This window comes from Streptomyces sp. NPDC088732 (assembly GCF_044751205.1).
Classification (GTDB): domain Bacteria; phylum Actinomycetota; class Actinomycetes; order Streptomycetales; family Streptomycetaceae; genus Actinacidiphila.
The window spans coordinates 1-22,162 of sequence record NZ_JBIVLI010000004.1 but is presented as its reverse complement, the minus strand read 5'-3'; the positions used below and the strand labels follow the sequence as shown (position 1 = coordinate 22,162).

Genomic DNA, 22,162 nt, shown 5'->3' with positions numbered 1-22,162 from the left:
CTACGCGCCGCCGGTGACCGTCCGGTCGGACCGGCCCTGCTGCCGCGGCACCGCCGGCCGCGCCGCGGCCAGCTCGCGCAGCACCTGCGGCACGGGCGCGCGCGAGGCGTCCGCCGCCTCGGCGAGCACCGCGGCGAGGTGTGTGTTGACCAGGTCCGGCTCCTCCAGCATCACCAGGTGGCCGGCGCCGGGGACGACGACCAGCTCGGTGTCGGGCAGCCGCTCGGCGATGGCCCGGCTGTGCTCACTGGGCGTCAGCAGGTCCTTGTCCCCGGCGAGCACCAGTCCGGGCAGGCCGTCCAGGACGTCCAGCGCCTCGCTCTTCTCGTGCTCGGTGAAGGCCGGGTAGAACTCGGCGACCACGTCGATCGGCGTCGACTCGATCATCCGCTCGGCGAACCGCGCGACCGCCGGGTCGACGTCCGAGCCGAACGAGTAGCGCTTGATGATCCCGGCGAAGAGGTCGGCCGTCGCCCGGCGCCCCCGTTCCACCAGGTCCACCTGGGTGCCCAGAATGCGCAGCACCCCCGGCGCCAGCGCCCGCAGCGCCCGCGCGCCCACCGCCGGCAGGCCCAGCGTCACACTGGCGAGCTTGCCGGAGGACGTGCCCACGAAGGCGAAGCCCACGACGCGCTCCCGGACGAACTCGGGGAACTGGTCGGCCAGCGCCATGACCGTCATACCGCCCATGGAGTGCCCGACGAGCACCACCGGGCCCTCCGGCACGGCGGCGTCGACGACCCGCATCAGGTCGCGGCCGAGCTGGTCGATGGTGGCGCGCCCGCCGTCCGCCTGGTCGTTGCCGCGGGCGGAGCGGCCGTGGCTGCGCTGGTCCCAGTACACGGCGCGCACCGCACCGCGCAGGGCCGCGCGCTGGAAGTGCCAGGAGTCCTGGTTGAGGCAGTAGCCGTGGCTGAAGACCACGGTGAGCGGGGCGTTCTGCCCGGGGCGCCGGAACAGGCCCCAGCGGCGGGCCGGCGCGACCGGGTCGGCGGCGACCGGATCGGCCTCCTCGACCTCGTAGTACAGCTCGGTGCCGTCCTCGGCGGCCACCCGCCCCGGCATCCCGCGCAGCGACCCGTAGGGCCCGGACACATCGAGGGCGAGCCGCGCGCGCCGGCGCATGCTGCGGCCGACGGTGACGCGCTCCAGCGCCACGCCGGCGGCGGCACCCGCCGCCACGACTCCGATGGCCGCGCCCGCTATCCCCGCGCTGCGCCAGCGGCCGGACGACAGCACGCCGCCCAAACCACCCGTCACGGCCTCCGCGACCGCCTCGGCGGCCCCGGCCACCGCCTCGGCCGCCTCCACCGCTCTCCCCGCCGTGCTACCGCTCTCGGACCCGGTCATGTCGTCTTCGCTGCTTCCCCTCGGCTACGCGGTTACGTACCCACGTAGACGCGCGGCACCCGGCTCCCGATCCGGGTGACGATCTCGTACGCGATGGTGTCGGCGGCACGTGCCCAGTCCTCGGCGGTCGGCTCGCCGCGGTCGCCGGGACCGAACAGCACGGCCTCGTCGCCGGCCTCGGCGTGGTCGCCGCCGAGGTCCACGACGAACTGGTCCATCGCCACCCGGCCCGCGGCGGTCCGCCACTTGCCCGCCACCAGCACCGGTCCGGTGCCCGAGGCGTGCCGCGGGACACCGTCCGCGTAGCCGAGGGGGACGAGGGCGAGGGTGGTGTCGCCCGGTGTCGTGTAGTGGTGCCCGTAGCCGACGCCGTGTCCGCCGGGCACCCGCTTGACCGAGGCCAGGCGGGCGGAGAGCGTCATCACGGGCCGCAGCCCGAACTCCGCCGGGCCGCCGACCTGCGGGACCGGCGAGATCCCGTACATGGCGACACCGGTCCGCACGAGGTCGAAGTGCGCCTCGGGCAGGGTGAGCGTCGCCGGGGAGTTGGCCATGTGCCGCACCTCGGGGCGCAGCCCGGCACGTTCGGCGGTCTCCAGCGCGGTGCGGAAGACGGCCAGCTGGGCGGCGTTGGAGGGGTGCCCGGGCTCGTCGGCGCACGCGAAATGCGACCACAGGCCGGTCACCTTGACCAGCCCCGCCTCCTCGGCGGCGCGGGCGGCGGTCACCAGGTCCGCCCAGTCGGCGGGCTGGGCGCCGTTGCGGCCCAGCCCGGTGTCCGCCTTGAGCTGCACCCGGGCGGTGCGGCCGGCGGCCTCGGCCGCCGCGGCCGCCTCGCGCAGCGCCCACAGCCCGCTGACCGTCACGTCGAGGTCCGCCTCGACCGCGTCGCGCCACGGCCCGTTCGGCGTCCAAAGCCAGCACAGCACCGGGGCGGTGATCCCCGCGGCCCGCAGCGCCAGCGCCTCCTCGGGCGTGGCGGCCCCGAGCCAGGCGGCGCCGGCCTCCAGCGCCGCCCGGGCGGCCGGGACCATGCCGTGGCCATAGGCGTCCGCCTTGACCACGGCCATCAGCCCGGAACGGGGCGCACGGGCGCGCAGCGCCGCGACGTTCGACCGCAGCGCGGCGAGATCGATCGTGGCCTGGGCACGCAGATTCGTCTCATCCATCGCGCCCAGTGTCTCAGGCCCGCCCGGTGCCCCCGTCACGTGCCGGACTTGTGCCCGAAGACATGCACCTGGTCATGGAGCTTCAGGATGTTCCACAGCCGGCCCGCGTCGGGCGTGGACAGGTTCACGCAGCCGTGCGAGCCCGGCGGGCGGTAGACGCTGCCGGTGATGGCGTGCAGGGCCTGGCCGCCGCTGAAGAACTGGCTGAAGGGCATGGGCGCGTCGTAGAGGTCGGACACGTGGTCGCGGTGGCGCCAGTAGACCTTGAAGCGCCCCGTGCGGGTCGCGAAGCCCGTACGCCCGCTGCGCATCGAGACCGGCCCGAAGACCACGTTCGACGCACTGGTCTGCACCCACACGATCTGCCGGGTCAGGTCCACGCACGCGACGCGCTGCCCCTTGGCCGGGGTCATGCACTGGCGGCCCGCGTTCGGGCCCTGGCGGATGGCCAGGTCCAGGCGCAGGTGGCCGAAGGTGGTGGGCCCGGCGAACCCGGTGTCGGGCAGGATCTCGCTCTCCTGCTGGTAGCGCTGGATGGCGTAGCAGTCGTCCTCGGACTGCTTGCCGTCCACCGGCAGCCCCAGCAGCCTCTCCACGTCCCGCTGGTACGGGCCGGCGAGCGGGGTGCAGTACGGCGACAGACGTCCGGCGGCGGCCTCGTCGGGGGGCAGCCACTCGACCTGCTGCGGGTCGATGGGCGCCTGCTCCTCCTCCGCCTCCTCCTCGTCGTAGTCGCCGCGGTTCTCCTGGGCGTCGTGCGAGTGGTCCACGTGCTTGGGCGGCAGCCCCTGGTCCGGGGTGTCGGCGGGCCCCGGCAGGTCGTACTGCTGGAACGGGACCCCGGCGACGTAGTCTTCCAGCTTCACGGGGTGGTGATCATCGGCGGAGGCCGTCGTCTCTGCGCCCAGGGCGGACAGGACGACCAGGGCGGCGGTGCACAACCGCGCCCCCCGGCAGGCGTACGTTCTTCCCATGCCTTGACGGATAGACGCGACGCCGCCCGCCGGAACACTCCGCGCGCGGACTCCACCCGTTTCGCCCAGCTACGATCTGACGCTCCGCCAGGCATCGGGAACCGCGTCGGCCACGTCGTGCGCCGCGACCGGTGCCCCCACCGCCCCGGCTGCAACGCGCGCCGCGAGACCGTGCAGATACGCGCCGGCCGACGCGGCGTCACGCGCCGCGAGGCCCGCGGCGAGCAGCGAGCCGGTGATGCCGGACAGCACGTCCCCGCTGCCGGCCGTGGCCAGCCAGGGCGTCCCCGTCGGATTGACCCGTACAGGCACGCCCGCCTCCGGGTCCGCCACCAGCGTCGTCGAGCCCTTCAGCAGCGCCGTCGCGCCGAACTCCGCCGCCAGCCGCCGTACGAAGACCAGCCGGGACGCCTCGACCTCCTCCCGGGCCACGCCCAGCAGCGCCGCCGCCTCGCCCGCGTGCGGGGTCAGCACGGTGGGCGCGGAACGCCCGCGCACGGCCGCGCGGTCCAGCAGCCGCAGCCCGTCGGCGTCCACCAGCACCGGGACGTCCGAGGCGAGCACGTCCGCCACGGACTGCCGCGCCTCCGACCCGTCGCCGAGCCCCGGGCCGACCACCCAGGCCTGCACCCGGCCCGCCTTGTGCGGCGGCCCCGCCGACACCAGCGCCTCCGGGAAACGCGCGATCACCGCCCGCGCGCCCGGGCCCACGTACCGCACGGCCCCCGCGCCGGCGCGCAGCGCGCCCGCCACCGCGAGCACGGCCGCGCCGGGGTAGCGCTCCGACCCCGCGACCACGCCGACCACCCCGCGGCGGTACTTGTCGCTCTCCGCCGACGGATGCGGCAGCAGCGCCGCCACGTCCACGTGCTGCAACGCCTCCAGGTCCGGGGCGGGCGGCTCCAGGCCGATGCCGATCAGGCGCAGGGCGCCCGCGTACTCGGCGGCGGGGTCGATCAGCAGACCCGGCTTGTACGTACCGAACGTCACCGTCATGTCGGCCCGCACCGCCGCGCCGCGGACCTCACCGGTGTCCGCGTCCACACCGCTGGGCAGGTCGACGGCGACCACGATCGCCGGCGCCGCGTGCGCGGCCTCAGCCAGCGGCACCGCCTCCGGGCGCAGACCGCCCTTGCCGCCGATGCCCACGATGCCGTCCAGGACGAGGTCGGCGCGGTGGATCAGCGCCTCGGCGTCCACGTCCGCCGGCGTCACCGCCCGGCCGCCGGCCGCGCGCAGCGCGGCCAGCCCGCCGGGGTGCGCCTTCTCCGGGGAGAGCAGCACGGCCGTCACTCCCGCCCCGCGCCGGGCGAGCCGCGCGCCCGCGTACAGGGCGTCGCCGCCGTTGTCCCCGCTGCCCGTCAGCACGACGACGCGGGCGCCGTACGCGCCACCGCCGAGCGCTGTCGCGCAGGCGGCGGCGAGGCCTGCGGCGGCACGCTGCATCAGTGTGCCGTCCGGCACACGGGACATGAGCTCGCGCTCGGCGGCCCTCACGGTGTTCACGTTGTGCGCAACCCGCATGGGGCCCATGTTCCCATCCCCGCGCGTATGTTGCTGCCCGGGTTTCTCCCCCCACCCACCCGCCCGTGAGCCCTGTGAAGTCACGCGCCCCGACGCGCGTTGTCCGGGGGCCGGGTTCGGGGCCTCCGGGGCTGCCATTCTGGACAGCACATTTAGGTGCCTCAGGTACCCGGCCTGATCACCCCGGGTTGTGCACCCAAATATGCTCCAGTGTCCAGAACGCCACCCCTCCGACCCCGCCCCCTCAGGTTTCGCCATGCGCCTGATCCCCGGAGGGTGGTGTGAAGCGGCACCGTGCTCGGGCACCCGTAGGCGCCGCGCCAGCGACCTGCTCCGCCGTCGCCGCCAACAGACACCCCACCGGCCGTCAGTCGCCCCAACCGGCCCGGGAGGGGGTGTGGCGGGGTGCGCCCGGTGGGGGCACCTCCCAGCGGTAGCTGGGGGAGACGAGCGGCGACTGCGGTACCCAGGACGTTGGCGTAGCCCGCGAGCGCTGTGGGGGTCCCCCCAGCCGAAGGCTGGGGGAGTACCCCGGCGCGGCACCGACCCCCAAACGCACGCAGCGCAGGGCCCGCACTTACCGCGCCGGGCTGGGGGCACCCCCGGCCGAAGGTTGGGGGAGGGCGGGAGGGCGGGGAAAAAGGCCTGGGCACGGTCAGGCGAAGCGCAGCGTTACCCCTCGGCGATCACCATTGCCGACGCGACGCCCGCGTCATGACTGAGCGACACGTGCCACACCCGCACCCCCAGCGCCTCCGCCGCCGCCGCGACCGTCCCCCGTACGACGAGACGGGGCCGCCCGGAGTCCTCCGTGACGACCTCCGCGTCCGCCCAGTGGAGCCCCCCCGGGGCTCCCAGCGCCTTCGCGACGGCCTCCTTCGCGGCGAAGCGCGCCGCGAGGGAGGCGGTGCCGCGGCGCGCCCCGCTGGGGAGGTGGAGTTCGCCGGGGAGGAAGAGGCGTTCGGCCAGGCCGGGTGTGCGCTCCAGGGACTCGCCGAAGCGGTCGATCTCCGCGACGTCGATGCCGACCCCGATGATCACGCGGCCCCCCGGCTCATTCGACGGTGACGGACTTCGCGAGGTTGCGCGGCTGGTCCACCTCGTTGCCGCGGGCCGTGGCGAGTTCGCAGGCGAAGACCTGCAGCGGCACGGTCGCGACCAGCGGCTGGAGCAGGGTCAGCGTCTGCGGCACGCGGATGAGGTGGTCGGCGTAGGGGACGACGGACTCGTCGCCCTCCTCCGCGATGACGATCGTGCGGGCGCCCCGGGCCCGGATCTCCTGGATGTTGGAGACGATCTTGTCGTGGAGCACGGACCGTCCGCGCGGGGAGGGGACGACCACGACGACCGGCAGGTCGTCCTCGATGAGCGCGATGGGCCCGTGCTTGAGCTCGCCGGCGGCGAAGCCCTCCGCGTGCATGTAGGCGAGCTCCTTGAGCTTGAGCGCGCCTTCGAGGGCGACGGGGTAGCCGACGTGGCGGCCGAGGAAGAGGACGGTGTTCTTGTCCGCCAGGGAGCGGGCGAGTTCGCGCACCGGCTCCATGGTCTCCAGGACCTGCTCGACCTGCCGGGAGATCTGCGAGAGCTCGCGGATGACGGCGTTGACCTCGTCGCCCCACTTCGTGCCGCGGACCTGGCCGAGGTAGAGGGCGACGAGGTAGCAGGCCACCACCTGGGTGAGGAACGCCTTGGTGGAGGCGACGGCGACCTCGGGGCCGGCGTGGGTGTACAGGACCGCGTCGGACTCGCGGGGGATGGTGGAGCCGTTGGTGTTGCAGATCGCAAGCACCTTGGAGCCCTGTTCGCGGGCGTGCCGCAGGGCCATGAGGGTGTCCATGGTCTCGCCGGACTGGCTGATGGCCACGACGAGGCTGCGGGAGTCGAGGATCGGGTCGCGGTAGCGGAACTCGCTGGCGAGTTCGACCTCGCAGGGCACGCGGGTCCAGTGCTCGATCGCGTACTTGGCGATCATGCCGGCGTGGAAGGCGGTGCCGCAGGCGACGATCACGATCTTGTCGATCTCGCGCAGCACGGAGGCGGGGATGCGGACCTCGTCGAGCGTGAGCTGGCCGCTCGCGTCGATCCGGCCGAGCAGCGTGTCGGCGACGGCCTTGGGCTGCTCGGCGATCTCCTTGAGCATGAAGTAGTCGTAGCCGCCCTTCTCGGCGGCGGAGGCGTCCCAGTCGATGTGGTACGGCCGGACCTCGGCGGGCTTGCCCTCGAAGTCGGTGACGGTGACGCCCTCCCGGCGCAGCTCGACGACCTGGTCCTGGCCGAGCTCGATCGCCTCGCGGGTGTGCTCGATGAAGGCCGACACGTCGGAGGCGAGGAAGTTCTCGCCGTCGCCGACGCCCACGACGAGCGGGGAGTTGCGGCGGGCGCCGACCACGACGTCCGGCTCGTCGGCGTGGACGGCGACGAGGGTGAAGGCGCCGTCCAGGCGGCGGCACACCTGGCGCATGGCCTCGGTGAGGTCGCCGGTGGAGGAGTAGGCCTCGGCGAGGAGGTGGGAGACGGCCTCGGTGTCGGTCTCGGAGTGCAGGTCGTGGCCGCGCTCGGCGAGTTCCGCGCGCAGGGCCGCGAAGTTCTCGATGATGCCGTTGTGGACGACGGCGACCCGGCCCGCGTTGTCCAGGTGCGGGTGCGCGTTGGCGTCGGTGGGGCCGCCGTGGGTGGCCCAGCGGGTGTGGCCGATGCCGGCCGGGCCGGTCGGCAGCGGGCGCTCGTCGAGCAGCTTCTCCAGGTTGGCGAGCTTGCCCGCCTTCTTGGCCGCCGCCATGCCCCCGTCCGCCAGGACGGCGACGCCGGCGGAGTCGTAACCCCGGTACTCCAGGCGCTTGAGCCCTGCGATGACCACGTCGAGAGCGGACTGCCCGCCCACGTATCCCACGATTCCGCACATGAGGAGAACTCTAAGCGGCGAACCCGGAGCGGGGCGCCCGGATGCCCGGGAGGCCGGGCATCCGGGGCACCGGGAGGCGCTCGGTCAGGTCCGCGCGCGGTAGGCGCGCATCACCAGGGGGACGAACACCACGGCGATTCCGGCGGCCCACAGCAGCGACCACATCACCGGGCCGGCGACCTCGCCGGTGCCGGTCGTCAGGGCCCGCACCGCGTCGGCCAGACGGGTGACGGGATTGACGTCGGCCCAGGCCTTGAGCCAGCCGGGCATCGTGTCGGCCCGCACGAAGGCGCTGGAGGTGAAGGTCAGCGGCATCACCAGGACGAAGCCGAAGGTCATCACCTTCTCCGGCTCGGAGACCAGCATCCCGATGAGCAGCGTCATCCACGACATCGCCAGGGCGAAGACCAGCAGCAGGCCCGCCGCGCCGAGCACGCCGGGGACGCCGCCGTTCACGTCGAAGCCCATCAGCATGCCGAGGCCGAGCATCAGCAGCAGCGACCACAGCTGTTTGCCGAGGTCGGCGACGACGCGGCCCATGAGCGGGGCGGAGCGCGCGATGGGCAGGGAGCGCAGCCGGTCCAGGACGCCCTTGGTGAGGTCGATGTTCAGGCCCATCGCGGTGTTCATCGTGGCGAACAGCGCGTTCTGCACGATGATCCCGGGGAGTGCGTACTGGAGGTAGGCGTCCGGCGAACCGGCCATCTGGCCGCCGAAGACGTAGGTGAACAGCAGGACGAACATGATGGGCTGGACGCTGAGGTCCATCAGTTCCATCGGGTTGTGCTTGATCTGCACCAGGTTGCGCCAGGCGAGGGTGCCGGTCTGCTGCAGCCCGTCCCAGGGCCGCACCTTGGCGGCCGGCGGCGTCACGTCCAGGGTCACGGCGGTCATACCAGCGCCTCCGTCTTGTCCTCGTCGGTCGTCGTGCCGTCCATCGCGCGGTGCCCGGTCAGGGAGAGGAACACCTCGTCGAGGCTGGAGCGGCGCAGGGTGAGCTCGCCCACCTGCACCCCGGCCTCGTCCAGCCGCCGGACGACGGCGGGCATCAGCTCGGGGTCGTTCACGGGGGCGGTGACCGCGCCGTTCTCCACGGTGGCGGCGGGGCCGGCGATCACCGAGACCATGGCGTGCACCTTCGGCAGGTCGTCGGCGTTCATCGGGCGCACCTGGAGCACCTGGCCGCCGACCTGCTCCTTGAGGCCGTCGGGGGTGCCCTCGGCGATCACGCGGCCGCGGTCGATGACGGCGATGTCGTCGGCGAGCTGGTCGGCCTCCTCCAGGTACTGCGTGGTCAGCAGGACCGTCGTGCCGTCCCCCACCAGGGTGCGGACGATGTCCCACAGCTCGTTGCGGCTGTGCGGGTCCAGGCCGGTGGTGGGCTCGTCGAGGAAGAGGATGCGGGGCCGGCCGACGAGGCTCGCGGCGAGGTCGAGGCGGCGGCGCATGCCGCCGGAGTACGTCTTGGCGGCCCTGCCGCCCGCGTCCGACAGCCGGAAGTCCTCCAGCAGGCCGGTCGCCCGGGCCCGGGCCTCGCGCCGGGGCAGTCCGAGCAGGCGGGCGATCATCAGCAGGTTCTCGTGGCCGGTGAGCATCTCGTCCACCGCGGCGTACTGCCCGGTGAGTCCGACCAGGGCGCGCACCGCGCCCGCCTCCCGCACGACGTCGTGCCCGCCGACCAGGGCGCGGCCGCCGTCGGGCCGCAGCAGCGTGGCGAGGATGCGCACCGCGGTGGTCTTGCCGGCCCCGTTGGGGCCGAGCACACCGAGCACGGTGCCGGTCCGGGCGGCCAGGTCCACGCCGGACAGGGCCTCCGTCTCCTTGAAGCGTTTGACCAGGCCCTCCGCCTGGATCGCGTAACTCATCCGCGATGTCCTCCCCGTGCCGGTTCCTGCGGTCTTCGTGCGATGCGCACCACTGTCCTCTCCCCCACTGACAACGGGCCGACAGGCGGCTGACAGCGGATGTCGGCCGCCCCGGGCGACCCCGCCGCGAACGCCGTTCATCCCGGCGCAACAATGAGTCCGTGCCGCCGACGACTTCGCCCCACCCCATGCGCCGCCGCGCCGAGCCGACCCCGTACGTCGACCTGACCCGGGCCGAGTGGAGCGCGCTGCGCGACCGCACCCCGCTGCCGCTCTCGGCCGAGGAGGTCGAGCGGCTGCGGGGCCTCGGCGACGTCATCGACCTGGACGAGGTGATCGACGTCTACCTGCCGCTGTCGCGGCTGCTGAACCTGTACGTCGGCGCCACCCATGGCCTGCGCGGCGCGGTCAACACCTTTCTGGACGACTCCGCGGGCGGCCACGGCGCCCAGTCGGGCACGCCCTTCGTCATCGGGGTCGCGGGCAGCGTGGCGGTCGGCAAGTCCACCACCGCCCGCATCCTCCAGGCGCTGCTGGCCCGCTGGCCGGAGCACCCGCGGGTGGAACTGGTCACCACCGACGGCTTCCTGCTGCCCAAGGCCGAGCTCCAGCGCCGCGGGCTGATGTCCCGCAAGGGCTTCCCCGAGTCGTACGACCGGCGGGCGCTGACGCGTTTCGTCGCCGATGTGAAGGCCGGCAAGGACGAGGTGCGGGCACCGGTCTACTCCCACCTGATCTACGACATCGTGCCCGGTGAGGAGCTGGTGGTCCGGCGCCCGGACATCCTCATCGTCGAGGGGCTCAACGTCCTCCAGCCGGCCCTGCCCGGCAAGGACGGCCGCACGCGTGTGGCACTGGCCGACTACTTCGACTTCAGCGTGTACGTGGACGCGCGCACCGAGGACATCGAGCAGTGGTACCTGGCGCGCTTCCGCAAGCTGCGCGAGACCGCCTTCCAGAACCCGCGGTCGTACTTCCACCGGTACACCGAGGTCTCCGAGGAGGAGGCCATGGAGTACGGCCGGCACACCTGGCGCGCCATCAACCAGCCGAACCTGCTGGAGAACGTGCTGCCGACCCGCGGCCGGGCCACCCTGGTGCTGCGCAAGGGCGCCGACCACAAGGTGCAGAAGCTGTCCCTGCGCAAGCTCTAGGGGGGCGCCGGGCCCGGTAGCCTGCGCGCATGCTGCATCTTCGGATGATCGTCCCGGAGGCCGACACCGACCGGGTGGTCTCGCTCGTGGAACGGACCGTGGGCACCGCCCACGTGGCCGTGCTGGCCGGCGCCGCGCGCAACCCGCGCGGCGACGTCGTGCTGTGCGACGTGGCCCGCGAGTCCGCCGACGAACTGCTGCACGGTCTGCGGGGCCTCGGCATCGCCGACACCGGCGCGATCACGGTCGAGCAGATCGACCTCACGCTCTCCCGGCGGGCCGACAAGGCCGAGCAGGAGGCACCGGGCGAGGGCGCGGACGCCGTGCTGTGGGAGTCGCTGACCGAGGCGACGCACGAGGAGTCCACGCTCACCGTCACCTACCTGGCGTTCCTGTCGGTCGCCACGATGCTGGCCGCCTGCGGCGTGATGCTGGACAGCGCGATCCTCATCGTGGGCGCGATGGTCGTCGGCCCCGAGTTCGGCCCGCTGGCCGGAGTGTGCACCGGACTGGTACGCGGGCGGCTCGCGCTGGCCCGGCGCTCGCTGGTCGCGCTGCTGGTCGGCTTCCCGCTCGCGATGGTGCTCACGGGCGGCTTCAACTACCTGATGGACGTGCTCGGGGTCTTCAGCGAGGCGGCCTTCACCGCGCCCCACCCGTCCACCGAGTTCATTTGGCAGCCGGACCTGAGCTCCCTCGTGGTGGCGCTGCTCGCCGGGGTCGCCGGCATCCTCTCGCTGACCTCCGCCAAGTCCGGGGCCCTGGTCGGGGTGGCGATCTCGGTGACGACCGTCCCGGCCGCCGCCAACGCCGCCCTGGCGCTGAGCTACGGCGACTACCGCGAGCTGTGGGGCTCGTCGGCCCAGCTGGGTGTGAACCTGGCGGGCATCGTCATCGCGGGCGTCCTGACGCTGCTCGCCCAGAAGGGCTTCTGGGCGGTGCAGCGCAGGCGGCGTACGGGACCGGGGTCGTTCGCGGTCTAGCCGAGCGCGGACTTCACCACGTCGGCGAGCCGGCCGGCGACCGAGCGGGCGTGGTCGATGTCGGCGGCCTCGACCATGACGCGCACCAGCGGCTCGGTGCCCGAGGAGCGCAGCAGGACGCGCCCGGTGGTGCCCAACTCGGCCTCGGCCTCGGCGACGGCGGCGGTGAGCTCGGGCGAGGAGTGCACGCGGTGCTTGTCGACGTCGCGGACGTTGATCAGCACCTGCGGCAGCCGCTCCATGACCTGCGCCAGGTCGGCCAGCGTGCGGCCGGTGGCGCTGATCCGGGCGGCCAGCATGAGGCCGGTGAGGGTGCCGTCGCCGGTGGTGGCGTGGTCGAGGATGATCACGTGCCCGGACTGCTCGCCGCCGAGCGCGTAGCCGTGCTCCTTCATGGACTCCAGCACGTAGCGGTCGCCGACGGCGGTCTGGATCAGGTCGATCCCCTCGCGCTCCATGGCGAGCTTGAAGCCCAGGTTGGACATGACGGTGCCGACGACGGTGTTCTTGCGCAGCTGGTCGGCCTCGCGCAGGGCGAGCGCCAGGACGGCCAGGATCTGGTCGCCGTCGACCTCGTTGCCGAGGTGGTCCACGGCCAGGCAGCGGTCGGCGTCGCCGTCGTGGGCGATGCCGAGGTCCGCGTGGTGCTCGATGACGGCGGCCTTGAGCAGTTCCATGTGGGTGGAGCCGCAGCCGTCGTTGATGTTGAGGCCGTCCGGCTGGGCGCCGATGGTGACCACTTCGGCGCCGGCCCGGGCGAAGGCCTCGGGCGAGACGCGGGCAGCCGCGCCGTGCGCCTCGTCCAGGACGATCGTCAGCCCGTCGAGGCGGTTGGGCAGCACGCCGATCAGGTGGGCGACGTACTGGTCGAAGCCCTCGTCGTAGTCCCGGACCCGGCCGACGCCGGCGCCGGTCGGGCGGTCCCAGGGGGCGCCGGTGCGGTGCTCCTCGTAGACGGACTCGATGCGGTCCTCCAGCTCGTCGGCGAGCTTGTGGCCGCCCCGGGCGAAGAACTTCACGCCGTTGTCGGGCATCGGGTTGTGGCTCGCGGAGAGCATCACGCCGAGGTCCGCGCCGAGCGCACCGGTGAGATACGCCACAGCCGGGGTCGGCAGCACGCCCACCCGCAGAACGTCCACGCCCGCGCTGGCGAGTCCCGCCACCACGGCCGCTTCCAGGAACTCTCCGGACGCCCGGGGATCACGCCCCACCACGGCCACCGGCCTGTGGCCCTCGAACGTGCCCGCCTCGGCCAGCACGTGCGCTGCCGCGACCGACAGCCCGAGCGCCAGCTCGGCCGTCAGATCGGCGTTGGCGACGCCGCGCACACCGTCCGTACCGAAGAGTCGTCCCACAGTATTCCCTCCGAGATGTTGCCGTGCGTCGCCCCGTGTCCAGCGGGCGTTCGTCCGGTTATACGCCACTATCCCCCGAAACACGTACGCCCCGGAGACGCAGAAAGTGTCTCCGGGGCGTACGCGCAGCGCAGCACGCGGGTTGATCAGCGCTTGCTGTACTGAGGCGCCTTGCGGGCCTTCTTCAGACCGGCCTTCTTCCGCTCGATCTCGCGAGCGTCGCGGGTCAGGAAGCCGGCCTTCTTGAGCGGGCCGCGGTTGTTGTCCACGTCCGCCTCGTTCAGCGCACGGGCGACGCCCAGGCGCAGCGCACCGGCCTGGCCGGAGATGCCGCCGCCGTTGATGCGGGCGATGACGTCGTAACGGCCGTCGAGCTCAAGGATCTTGAACGGCTCGTTGACTTCCTGCTGGTGCACCTTGTTGGGGAAGTACTCCTCAAGGGTGCGACCGTTGATGGTCCACTTGCCGGAGCCCGGGATGATCCGGACGCGGGCGACGGACTCCTTGCGGCGGCCCGTGCCGGCGGCCGGCTGGGGCTCGCCGAAGCGGGATGCGAGGGACTCGGAGGTGTACTCCTCCGGGATCTCGATGGTCTCCACGATCTCGCCGTCCTCGACGAGAGGGGTCTCAGCGGTGGTCTCGGCCACGATTCTCCTCAGATGCTTTCTGTGTTGACGGTGGCCGGGACTAGCCCTGCGCGACCTGGCTGATCTCGAACGGAACCGGCTGCTGAGCGCCGTGCGGGTGCTCGGCACCCGCGTAGACCTTCAGCTTCGAGAGCATCTGGCGGCCCAGGGTGTTCTTGGGCAGCATGCCTCGGACGGCCTTCTCGATGGCCTTCTCCGGGTTCTTGTCGAGCAGCTCGTCGTAACGAACGGAGCGCAGACCGCCGGGGAAGCCGGAGTGGCGGTAGGCGAGCTTCTGCTGCTTCTTGTTGCCGGACAGGTGCACCTTGTCGGCGTTGATGATGATGACGAAGTCACCAGTGTCAACGTGAGGCGCGTACACCGGCTTGTGCTTGCCCCGGAGGAGGGACGCGGTGTGGGCCGCCAGTCGGCCCAGGACGACGTCCTGCGCGTCAATGACGTGCCACTGGCGCTGGACATCGCCGGGCTTGGGGCTGAACGTACGCACGGTCGTAGCCTTCGCTTCTTCAGTGAGTGGGTACTGACAAGGCCACCCGGACGATCACGACAGCCCTGTCGTCCTGCGGCGACGCAACCGCTGGACGAACGCTGGTCATCGGCCCGGTGGACCGGCGTAGCGGCCTCTCACGTGAGAACGAGCAAGCCAATACGCATAACGAACCTGCAGAATACCCGCGCCGCCCTGTTCGGGTCAAAACGCGCCGCCGACCGCCGTGTGCGGGCCCCTCCGCACACGGCGTACGCGCCGCTCGGCCGGCCGTTCGGGCGGCTAGCGCTCCCGCGCCACGCGTGTCTCGTCCCACACCGGCTCCGGCACCTCCCGGACGACCCCGTCCGACCCGAAGACCAGGAAGCGGTCGAAGCTGCGGGCGAACCAGCGGTCGTGCGTCACCGCGAGCACGGTCCCGTCGAACGCCTCCAGGCCCTCCTGGAGCGCCTCCGCCGACTCCAGGTCCAGGTTGTCCGTCGGCTCGTCCAGCAGCAGCGCCGTGGTGCCGGACAGCTCCAGCAGCAGGATCTGGAAGCGCGCCTGCTGCCCGCCCGACAGCTGGTCGAAGCGCTGGTCGCCCTGGCGGTCCAGCTCGTACCGGCGCAGGGCGGACATCGCCTTGCCCCGGTCGCGGGCGTGCTCCGTCCACAGGATGTCGACGAGCGTGCGCCCGAGCAGCTCCGGGTGCGCGTGGGTCTGCGCGAAGTGCCCCGGCACGACCCGCGCGCCCAGCTTCCACTGCCCCGTGTGCCGGACACCGGCGTCCCCCGCCAGCAGCCGCAGGAAGTGCGACTTGCCGGAGCCGTTCGAGCCCAGCACCGCGACCCGCTCGCCGTAGAAGACCTCCAGGTCGAACGGCTTCATCAGCCCGGTCAGCTCCAGGCGCTCGCAGGTGACGGCGCGCACGCCGGTGCGCCCGCCGGACAGCCGCATGCGGATGTCCTGCTCGCGCGGCGGCTCCTGCGGCGGGCCCGCGTCCTCGAACCTCTTCAGCCGGGTCTGCGCGGCCCGGTAGCGGGACGCCATGTCAGGGCTGATCGCCGCCTGCTGACGCAGTGTCAGCACCAGCTTCTTCAGCTTGGCGTGCTCCTCGTCCCAGCGCCGCCGCAGCTCCTCGAAGCGGGCGAAGCGCTCGCGGCGCGCCTCGTGGTACGTGGCGAAGCCGCTGCCGTGCACCCACACGTCCGACCCCGCCGGACCCGGCTCGACGGAGACGATCTTCTCGGCGGAGCGGGCCAGCAGTTCGCGGTCGTGGGAGACGAAGAGCACCGTCTTGCGGGTCTGCCGCAGCTGCTCCTCCAGCCAGCGCTTGCCCGGAACGTCCAGGTAGTTGTCCGGCTCGTCGAGCAGCAGCACCTCGTCGGTGCCGCGCAGCAGCGCCTCCAGGACGAGGCGTTTCTGCTCGCCGCCCGACAGCGTCCGCACCTCGCGCCACTGCGCGCGCTCGTACGGGACGCCGAGGGCGGCCATGGTGCACATGTCCCAGACCGTCTCGGCCTCGTAGCCGCGCGCCTCGGCCCAGTCGCTCAGCGCCTGCGCGTACGCGAGCTGAGCGGCCTCGTCGTCCTGCGCCATGATCTCCAGCTCGGCGGCGTCGACCGCCGCGGCCGCCTCGCGGATGCGCGGCGGGGAGACCGACACCAGCAGGTCGCGCACGGTGCGGTCGTCCCGTACCGAGCCGACGAACTGCGGCATCACGCCGAGTCCGCCGCCGACGGTGACCGTGCCGCCGTGCGGCTTCAAGTCCCCCGAGATCAGGCGCAGCAGCGTGGTCTTGCCCGCGCCGTTCGCCCCCACGAGGGCCACCGCGGCGCCCTCGCCCACCCGGAACGAGACATCGCCGAGCAGCACCCGCCCGTCCGGCAGGTAGTACTCCAGATGTGCAACGTCGACATGTCCCATGTCCTGGATTCTCGTTGCGCGGCCGCCCGCCGCCAAACGGGTTTTCTCCTCTATAGAATCCGCGCCATGACTGAAGGGCCGCAGCAGCCGCACAACCCGGACCGGGGACGGACCGCGCCACCGGGACCGCACAGCGCGTCCCGGACACCCGCGGGAGAGCGCCCGGCCCTGCGCGGCGACCTCGCCGGCGGCCCCGGCCTCCGGGCCCCGCGGCCGGACTGGGCGGCGCTGGCGGACCGGGCGGAGCGGGCGAGGTACCGCGCCCGGCGCCGCAGGCTCGCCCTCACGGGTGGCGGCGTCCTCGCCGCCGTCGCCGCCGTCACGGGGATCGTCGCCACCGCCGTGGCCGGCTCGTCCGCCCCCTCCGGGGTGGCGCTGCCGCCGGCACCCTCGTCCTCCGGGGTCTCCGCGCCGCCGCTCGACCCGCTGGCCTACATCTCCGACCGGGGCAAGGACACCGCCCCGCTGACGGTGGCGGGTCTGTTCCCCGGCAGGCAGCTCGTGCGGGGCGGCCGCACGTACACCAAGACCGGCGCCGAGGAGGGGAACTGCTCCTCCGCGACCTCGGCCGAGCTCGCCGCCGTGCTGCGCAGGAACGGCTGCGGCAGGCTCCTGCGCGTCACCTACACCGGCGGCCGGGCCGCCGTCACCGTCGGTGTGGCCGTCTTCGGCGACCCGTCCGCGGCCGGCCGGGCCAAGTCGCAGGCCGAGGGGTACCTCAAGCCGCTGCCCGGCGGCGGCGCGGGCGCCTTCTGCCGGGCCACCTCGTGCCGTACGACCAGCAACGCCACGGGCCGCTACGCCTACTTCACCATCGCCGGACTGAAGAACAACGCACGCGTCACCGCCTCCGACACCGTTGCCAGGCAGGCGGGCACGGACGGCTCCGACTACGCCTTCCACCGGATCGTCCAGCGCGGAAGGTCCCAGGCCGCCGCCGCGGCGACCTCCGCCACGGCCTCCCCGGACAACTGACCCGCCCCTCCCCCGCCCCCCGGACCGGAACGGCATGCCCTCCTTGCGAACGCTGCTGACCCTCCCCCGCATGCTCCGCCACGGCACCGCCGTCGGCGCCGGGCTGCCGCCGGACGAGGCCGTCGTGCTCGACGTGCCCGGCGCCCCGCTGCGCGCCGCGCTCGCCGCGGCGGGCGCGGGCGACCACACCCCGGCCCGGGACCTGCTGTCGGCGACCCGGCTGGGCTGCGAGTGGGAGCGGCGGGACGTGTACGTGGCGGAGATGGCGCAGTTCGCGCTGCACAACCCCGGCTGGCTCGACGCCTGGCTGGCGGCCTCCCCAGCCGACCCGGACGCGACCCTGGTCAAGGCCGACCTGTCCCTCCTCCAGGCATGGGAGATACGCAGCGGCGCCCGCGCCCAGGACGTCGAACCCGAGCAGTTCAAGGCCTTCTTCGCCCTGCTCAAGGACGCCGTCCCGGTGATCGGCAGCGCCGCCGAGCTCAACCCCTCCGACCCCGTGCCGTGGCGCATCGCGCTCACCCACGCCCGCGGCATCCAGGCCTCCCGCGAGATCTTCGACGCGTACTGGTCCGAGGCCGTCGAACGCTCCCCCCACCACTACGGCTGCCACGCCACCGCGATGCAGTACCTGTGCGCGAAGTGGTACGGCTCCCACGAGGAGATGTTCGACTTCGCCGAGCAGGCCGCCGAGGAGGCGCTGCCCGGCTCGTTGATCAACTCCCTGCCGCTGCTGGCCGCCGTCGAGTACGACATCGTCGCCGGCGGCGCCCCCGACGACGGCGAGGACGTCATCGACCCGGCCCGCATCGCCGCCGCCGTCGACCGCGCCCTGGAGCTGTCCACCTGGTACGAACCCGGCGACCCGGAGGCCGCGGGCTTCCGCAACCACCTCGCCCTCATGCTGCTCCGGACGAGCCGCTGGGACGAGGCGCTGGCCGTCTTCCGGGACATCGGCGTCCACGCCACCAGCCTCCCCTGGGCCTACCTGGGCGCCGACCCGCGCCAGGAATTCCTGGACTTCCGCACCGGCGTGCGCATGCAGGTCGCCATCCGGACCCGCTTCTTCCACGCCCCGCCGCGGCCGCCGGCCCCGGCCAGTCCGCCGGAGTGGGCGCCGCGCGCCCTCGCGGTGGCCGCTGCGCCGCTGCCCGCCGTCGCCCAGGCCGCGCTGCTCTGCCGCGCGGGGCTGCGGCTGGCGCCCGCCGGTGGGCGCTTCACGTATGTGGAACTGACCGGCGAGGGCAGTCTCGCGGGCGTGGTCGACCTGTTCACGGCGGGCGAGAAGTGGCCGGCCGTCGTCCTCCAGAGGTCCGGCGACCGCTACGGGATCACGCTCTCCTCCCGCGGCAGGAGACTGGCCGCCCACGAATGGGCACCAGGCGCGCCCGTCCCCTCCCTCGACAGGGCCGGCTCCACCGCCGCGGCGCTCGCGGCCGCCTTCGGGATACCGGACCCGCGGCCCCTGACATCCCTACTGCGCGGCACGGACGCCCCCGCACGGCGGCTCGCGGACACCGCCGCGGCACTGGGCCTGCCGGCCCTCCCGGAAGGCTTCGGGGACCATCCGGGCGTCCTCGACGGGCTGCCCGGCGCGCGGATACTGGCCCAGCGGGGCTTCCTGACCGGCGTCAAGGACTCGCTCACCGCGGACGAGAGCGCCCTGGCGTTCCCCGCGCCGGGCACCCCCGTCCGGCTGCCCCACGGCTGGTGGCTGCTGCGCGCGCTCTACCTGTTGTTCCTGCTGCCGGGCGCCGCGTTCACCTGGTACAGCGCCTTCCACGGGCACGTGCGGACGATCCCGCTCGTGGTGACGTCACTGGGCGCGGCGTACGTGCTGGCGCAGGTGGTTGCGGCGCTGCGTCGCCGGTAGACCGGAAACGGCTGCGTGGGCCGGCTGCGTGGGCTGGCTGCGTGCGTCCGGCGCGGGTCCGCTCGGGCTGGTCGCGCCGTTCCCCGCGCCCCCAGGGAGCACGCTCGCCCGCCACGCCTCGTTCCCCGAGGGGGCATGCTCACCCCCACCGATCACGCCCGCCACGGTTACCCGCGGGCCGGCCTGCGTGGGTCCGTGGCGGGTCCGCCCGGGCTGACCGCGCCGTTCCCCGCGCCCCCAGGGAGCACGCTCACGCCCCGTGCCTCGCCCCCGAGGGAGCGCAGGGGAGGGTGCGGAGGTTGCGGGCTTCGAGGTTGCGGGCGGCGAGGAGTTCGTCCGCGGGGTAGCCGACCTCCTCCAGGGTCAGGCCGTGCGGCCGCACGACGTTGACCGCCGAGTGCCGGACGCGGCCGGCCAGCACCTCGCCGGGGAAGCCCTCGGGGCGGTGTCCGTCACCGACCAGCAGCATGGCTCCGACCAGGGCGCGCACCATGTTGTGGCAGAACGCGTCCGCGCGGACGGTCGCCACGGCCACGCCGGAGGGGTCGCGCTCCCAGTGCAGTTCCAGCAGGGTGCGGATGGTCGTCGCGCCCTCGCGCTTCTTGCAGTAGGCCGCGAAGTCGTGCTCGCCCAGCAGCTTTCGCGCCGCTTCGTTCATCAGGTCGACGTCGACCGGCCGGTCGTGCCACAGCACATGGCCGCGCAGCAGCGGGTCGACCCCGCCCTGGTGGTCGCCGACCCGGTAGGCGTAGCGCCGCCAGATCGCGGAGAAGCGCGCGTTGAAGCCCGCGGGGGCCCGCGAGACCCTCCACACCCGTACGTCCCAGGGCAGCCGTCCGGCCAGCCGGCGCAGCAGCTTGTCGCCCTCCGCCGCCCAGGCCTCCTCCGGCAGGTCCACGTGCGCGACCTGTCCGCGGGCGTGCACGCCCGCGTCCGTCCGTCCGGCCACGGTCAGTTCGACCGGGTCGGGCAGCCGCAGCACGGTCTGGAGGGCCGACTCCAGCTCGCCCTGCACGGTCCGCCGGCTGCGCTGCTTGGCCCACCCGGAGAACTCGGCGCCGTCGTACGCCAGGTCCAGCCGCACCCGGACCAAGCCGGGAGCCACCTCGTCACTCACCCGTCACTCCACCTGTCCTCAAACGGAACGGGCCCGCCCCCAGGAATCTGGGGGCGGGCCCGTCCGAGTACGCCTTACGCGTCCTTGGACTCCTCGGCCGGAGCCTCGGCAGCCTCGGCCTTGTCCTCGGCCTCGGCCGGAGCCTCGGTCTTGGCCTCGGCCTCCTTGACCGCGCGCTTGGTCGCGGCCTCCGCCTCGCCCGTGGCCTGCTGGGCCACGGTCAGCGCCTCCACCAGCTCGATGACCGCCATCGGCGCGTTGTCGCCGCGACGGTTGCCGATCTTGGTGATGCGGGTGTAGCCACCCGGGCGGTTCTCGTACCGCGGGGCGATCTCGGTGAAGAGCGTGTGGACGATGCTCTTGTCCGTGATCGTCTGCAGCACCAGGCGACGGTTGTGGATGTCGCCCTTCTTCGCCTTGGTGATCAGGCGCTCCGCGACCGGACGCAGACGGCGCGCCTTGGCCTCGGTGGTGGTGATGCGACCGTGCTCGAACAGCGACTTCGCGAGGTTCGCGAGAAGCAGACGCTCGTGCGCGGCGCTGCCGCCCAGACGGGCACCCTTGGCGGGCTTCGGCATGGTGTTTCTCCTCAATCTCTGCACCGGCCGTGTCAGGTACCGGTGTCAGGGCCCCCCAAGCGGGCGCCTGGGGGCAGTCAGATCAGTACTGCTCGGTCTCGACGAAGCCGGCGTCGACGTCGTCGTCCGCGCCGAAGGCGTCGGCGGCGGCGGTCGGGTCGAATCCGGGCGGGCTGTCCTTGAGGGCCAGGCCCATGCCGGCCAGCTTCGCCTTGACCTCGTCGATCGACTTCGCACCGAAGTTGCGGATGTCGAGCAGGTCGGCCTCGGAGCGCGCCACGAGCTCACCCACGGAGTGGATGCCCTCGCGCTTGAGGCAGTTGTAGGAACGGACGGTGAGCTCGAGCTCCTCGATCGGGAGCGCGAGGTCGGCCGCCAGGGCGGCGTCCGTCGGGGACGGGCCCATGTCGATGCCCTCGGCGTCGACGTTCAGCTCGCGGGCGAGGCCGAACAGCTCGACGAGGGTCTTGCCCGCCGACGCCACGGCGTCACGGGGACGCATGGCCGGCTTGGTCTCGACGTCGACGATCAACTTGTCGAAGTCGGTGCGCTGCTCGACACGGGTCGCCTCGACCTTGTAGCTGACCTTGAGCACCGGGCTGTAGATGGAGTCGACCGGGATGCGGCCGATCTCCTGGCCCTGCTGCTTGTTCTGCACGGCGGAGACGTAGCCGCGACCGCGCTCGACGGTCAGCTCCATCTCCAGCTTGCCCTTGCCGTTCAGCGTGGCCAGGACGAGGTCGGGGTTGTGCACCTCGACACCGGCCGGGGGCGCGATGTCGGCGGCGGTGACCACACCGGGGCCCTGCTTGCGCAGGTACATCACGACCGGCTCGTCGTGCTCCGAGGAGACGACCAGCTGCTTGATGTTGAGGATGAGGTCGGTGACGTCCTCCTTGACGCCCGGCACGGTGGTGAACTCGTGCAGGACACCGTCGATCCGGATCGAGGTGACGGCGGCACCCGGGATCGAGGAGAGGAGCGTGCGGCGGAGCGAGTTGCCGAGGGTGTAGCCGAAGCCCGGCTCCAGCGGCTCGATCACGAACCGGGAGCGGAATTCGTCGACGACCTCTTCGGTCAACGAGGGGCGCTGAGCGATCAGCATGGATGAAGCCTTCCAGTCATCGGCACCCGCTATTTGATGCCGAGCCGCCGGGCGTGTGCCCGATATCGATACTGCAAGGGTACGGGCGGTGGGGGGGGGGTAGCGCCCCCCCCCCCCGCACCCCCCGGATAAACCCGGGCCCGGCGCCCGCCCCACCCAAGTGACAAACCGCGGCGCGTGGGGCGGGGGGCGCACGTGT

At 73.1% G+C, this 22,162-nt stretch carries 19 protein-coding genes; 4 read left to right on the top strand and 15 right to left on the bottom strand.

The genetic code is table 11. The features are described from left to right. From ACIP9H_RS07990 to ACIP9H_RS07955, 8 genes are all read right to left on the bottom strand, one after another. Positions 1-1,350: an alpha/beta fold hydrolase gene (locus ACIP9H_RS07990; RefSeq protein WP_401958198.1), complete on the bottom strand. Its 1,350-nt coding sequence runs from the start codon at positions 1,348-1,350 to the stop codon at positions 1-3. Between the two features lie 32 nt (positions 1,351-1,382). Next, the gene (alr, locus tag ACIP9H_RS07985; protein ID WP_401958196.1) at positions 1,383-2,519 is read right to left on the bottom strand and encodes an alanine racemase; all 1,137 of its coding nucleotides are present in this window, start codon (positions 2,517-2,519) and stop codon (positions 1,383-1,385) included. A gap of 35 nt (positions 2,520-2,554) precedes the next feature. Next, positions 2,555-3,493, bottom strand: coding sequence for a L,D-transpeptidase (locus tag ACIP9H_RS07980; protein ID WP_401595146.1), 939 nt, complete (start codon positions 3,491-3,493; stop codon positions 2,555-2,557). Between the two features lie 69 nt (positions 3,494-3,562). Then, the gene (locus ACIP9H_RS07975; RefSeq protein ID WP_401958193.1) at positions 3,563-5,017 is read right to left on the bottom strand and encodes an NAD(P)H-hydrate dehydratase; all 1,455 of its coding nucleotides are present in this window, start codon (positions 5,015-5,017) and stop codon (positions 3,563-3,565) included. 672 nt (positions 5,018-5,689) lie between these two features. Then, the gene (locus tag ACIP9H_RS07970) at positions 5,690-6,058 is read right to left on the bottom strand and encodes a holo-ACP synthase (RefSeq protein WP_401958190.1); all 369 of its coding nucleotides are present in this window, start codon (positions 6,056-6,058) and stop codon (positions 5,690-5,692) included. 13 nt (positions 6,059-6,071) lie between these two features. Further along, entirely contained in the window at positions 6,072-7,919 is a 1,848-nt protein-coding gene (glmS, locus tag ACIP9H_RS07965; protein ID WP_401595152.1) for a glutamine--fructose-6-phosphate transaminase (isomerizing), read from the bottom strand. 84 nt (positions 7,920-8,003) lie between these two features. Continuing rightward, entirely contained in the window at positions 8,004-8,813 is an 810-nt protein-coding gene (locus tag ACIP9H_RS07960) for an ABC transporter permease (RefSeq protein WP_401958187.1), read from the bottom strand. Beyond that, positions 8,810-9,784 carry an ATP-binding cassette domain-containing protein gene (locus tag ACIP9H_RS07955; RefSeq protein ID WP_401595157.1) on the bottom strand — a complete coding sequence of 325 codons (975 nt, stop codon included), beginning with the start codon at positions 9,782-9,784 and terminating at the stop codon, positions 8,810-8,812. The genes ACIP9H_RS07960 and ACIP9H_RS07955 overlap by 4 nt, the downstream gene beginning before the upstream one ends. Positions 9,785-9,972: 188 nt before the next feature. Between ACIP9H_RS07955 and coaA the strand changes: the two genes are divergently transcribed. Together coaA and ACIP9H_RS07945 are read left to right on the top strand one after the other, a co-directional pair. Then, the gene (gene coaA / locus ACIP9H_RS07950; RefSeq protein ID WP_401595197.1) at positions 9,973-10,938 is read left to right on the top strand and encodes a type I pantothenate kinase; all 966 of its coding nucleotides are present in this window, start codon (positions 9,973-9,975) and stop codon (positions 10,936-10,938) included. A 29-nt stretch (positions 10,939-10,967) separates the two neighbouring features. After that, a complete protein-coding gene (locus ACIP9H_RS07945; protein ID WP_401595160.1) occupies positions 10,968-11,921 on the top strand; it encodes a DUF389 domain-containing protein in 954 nt (317 codons plus the stop codon). On the opposite strand, the gene glmM is transcribed toward ACIP9H_RS07945, so the two are convergent. The 4 genes from glmM to ACIP9H_RS07925 form a co-directional block, all read right to left on the bottom strand. Continuing rightward, positions 11,918-13,276: a phosphoglucosamine mutase gene (gene glmM, locus ACIP9H_RS07940; RefSeq protein ID WP_401958182.1), complete on the bottom strand. Its 1,359-nt coding sequence runs from the start codon at positions 13,274-13,276 to the stop codon at positions 11,918-11,920. The genes ACIP9H_RS07945 and glmM overlap by 4 nt on opposite strands. A 146-nt stretch (positions 13,277-13,422) precedes the next feature. Next, on the bottom strand, positions 13,423-13,923 hold the full coding sequence (rpsI, locus tag ACIP9H_RS07935) for a 30S ribosomal protein S9 (RefSeq protein WP_360902447.1): 501 nt from the start codon (positions 13,921-13,923) through the stop codon (positions 13,423-13,425). 40 nt (positions 13,924-13,963) lie between these two features. Continuing rightward, complete coding sequence (gene rplM / locus ACIP9H_RS07930) at positions 13,964-14,410, bottom strand: 50S ribosomal protein L13 (protein ID WP_401595167.1); 447 nt, start codon at positions 14,408-14,410, stop codon at positions 13,964-13,966. Between the two features lie 282 nt (positions 14,411-14,692). After that, on the bottom strand, positions 14,693-16,315 hold the full coding sequence (locus ACIP9H_RS07925; protein ID WP_401595170.1) for an ATP-binding cassette domain-containing protein: 1,623 nt from the start codon (positions 16,313-16,315) through the stop codon (positions 14,693-14,695). Positions 16,316-16,381: 66 nt separating this feature from the next. On the opposite strand from ACIP9H_RS07925, the gene ACIP9H_RS07920 reads away from it, so the two are divergent. Together ACIP9H_RS07920 and ACIP9H_RS07915 are read left to right on the top strand one after the other, a co-directional pair. Next, complete coding sequence (locus ACIP9H_RS07920; protein ID WP_401595173.1) at positions 16,382-17,290, top strand: hypothetical protein; 909 nt, start codon at positions 16,382-16,384, stop codon at positions 17,288-17,290. Positions 17,291-17,324: 34 nt separating this feature from the next. Continuing rightward, positions 17,325-19,163, top strand: coding sequence for a hypothetical protein (locus tag ACIP9H_RS07915; protein ID WP_401595175.1), 1,839 nt, complete (start codon positions 17,325-17,327; stop codon positions 19,161-19,163). 250 nt (positions 19,164-19,413) lie between these two features. On the opposite strand, the gene truA is transcribed toward ACIP9H_RS07915, so the two are convergent. From truA to ACIP9H_RS07900, 3 genes are all read right to left on the bottom strand, one after another. Beyond that, a complete protein-coding gene (truA, locus tag ACIP9H_RS07910) occupies positions 19,414-20,280 on the bottom strand; it encodes a tRNA pseudouridine(38-40) synthase TruA (protein WP_401958178.1) in 867 nt (288 codons plus the stop codon). Positions 20,281-20,354: 74 nt separating this feature from the next. After that, positions 20,355-20,858 (bottom strand): 50S ribosomal protein L17, encoded by a 504-nt coding sequence (gene rplQ, locus ACIP9H_RS07905; RefSeq protein ID WP_401595179.1) that lies wholly within the window; start codon positions 20,856-20,858, stop codon positions 20,355-20,357. A gap of 82 nt (positions 20,859-20,940) precedes the next feature. Then, positions 20,941-21,963 carry a DNA-directed RNA polymerase subunit alpha gene (locus tag ACIP9H_RS07900; protein WP_319658499.1) on the bottom strand — a complete coding sequence of 341 codons (1,023 nt, stop codon included), beginning with the start codon at positions 21,961-21,963 and terminating at the stop codon, positions 20,941-20,943. Positions 21,964-22,162 lie beyond the last annotated feature (199 nt).

What these genes read in the sequence shown, in the direction of transcription:
- coaA (WP_401595197.1), top strand. Translation starts at nt 9,973, where the DNA reads ATGCGCCGCCGCGCCGAGCCGACCCCGTACGTCGACCTGACCCGGGCC.
- ACIP9H_RS07945 (WP_401595160.1), top strand. Translation starts at nt 10,968, where the DNA reads ATGCTGCATCTTCGGATGATCGTCCCGGAGGCCGACACCGACCGGGTG.
- ACIP9H_RS07980 (WP_401595146.1), bottom strand. Translation starts at nt 3,493, where the DNA reads ATGGGAAGAACGTACGCCTGCCGGGGGGCGCGGTTGTGCACCGCCGCC.
- ACIP9H_RS07900 (WP_319658499.1), bottom strand. Translation starts at nt 21,963, where the DNA reads ATGCTGATCGCTCAGCGCCCCTCGTTGACCGAAGAGGTCGTCGACGAA.
- ACIP9H_RS07960 (WP_401958187.1), bottom strand. Translation starts at nt 8,813, where the DNA reads ATGACCGCCGTGACCCTGGACGTGACGCCGCCGGCCGCCAAGGTGCGG.
- rplQ (WP_401595179.1), bottom strand. Translation starts at nt 20,858, where the DNA reads ATGCCGAAGCCCGCCAAGGGTGCCCGTCTGGGCGGCAGCGCCGCGCAC.
- ACIP9H_RS07920 (WP_401595173.1), top strand. Translation starts at nt 16,382, where the DNA reads ATGACTGAAGGGCCGCAGCAGCCGCACAACCCGGACCGGGGACGGACC.
- ACIP9H_RS07990 (WP_401958198.1), bottom strand. Translation starts at nt 1,350, where the DNA reads ATGACCGGGTCCGAGAGCGGTAGCACGGCGGGGAGAGCGGTGGAGGCG.
- ACIP9H_RS07955 (WP_401595157.1), bottom strand. Translation starts at nt 9,784, where the DNA reads ATGAGTTACGCGATCCAGGCGGAGGGCCTGGTCAAACGCTTCAAGGAG.
- ACIP9H_RS07925 (WP_401595170.1), bottom strand. Translation starts at nt 16,315, where the DNA reads ATGGGACATGTCGACGTTGCACATCTGGAGTACTACCTGCCGGACGGG.
- alr (WP_401958196.1), bottom strand. Translation starts at nt 2,519, where the DNA reads ATGGATGAGACGAATCTGCGTGCCCAGGCCACGATCGATCTCGCCGCG.
- glmS (WP_401595152.1), bottom strand. Translation starts at nt 7,919, where the DNA reads ATGTGCGGAATCGTGGGATACGTGGGCGGGCAGTCCGCTCTCGACGTG.
- ACIP9H_RS07975 (WP_401958193.1), bottom strand. Translation starts at nt 5,017, where the DNA reads ATGCGGGTTGCGCACAACGTGAACACCGTGAGGGCCGCCGAGCGCGAG.
- ACIP9H_RS07915 (WP_401595175.1), top strand. Translation starts at nt 17,325, where the DNA reads ATGCCCTCCTTGCGAACGCTGCTGACCCTCCCCCGCATGCTCCGCCAC.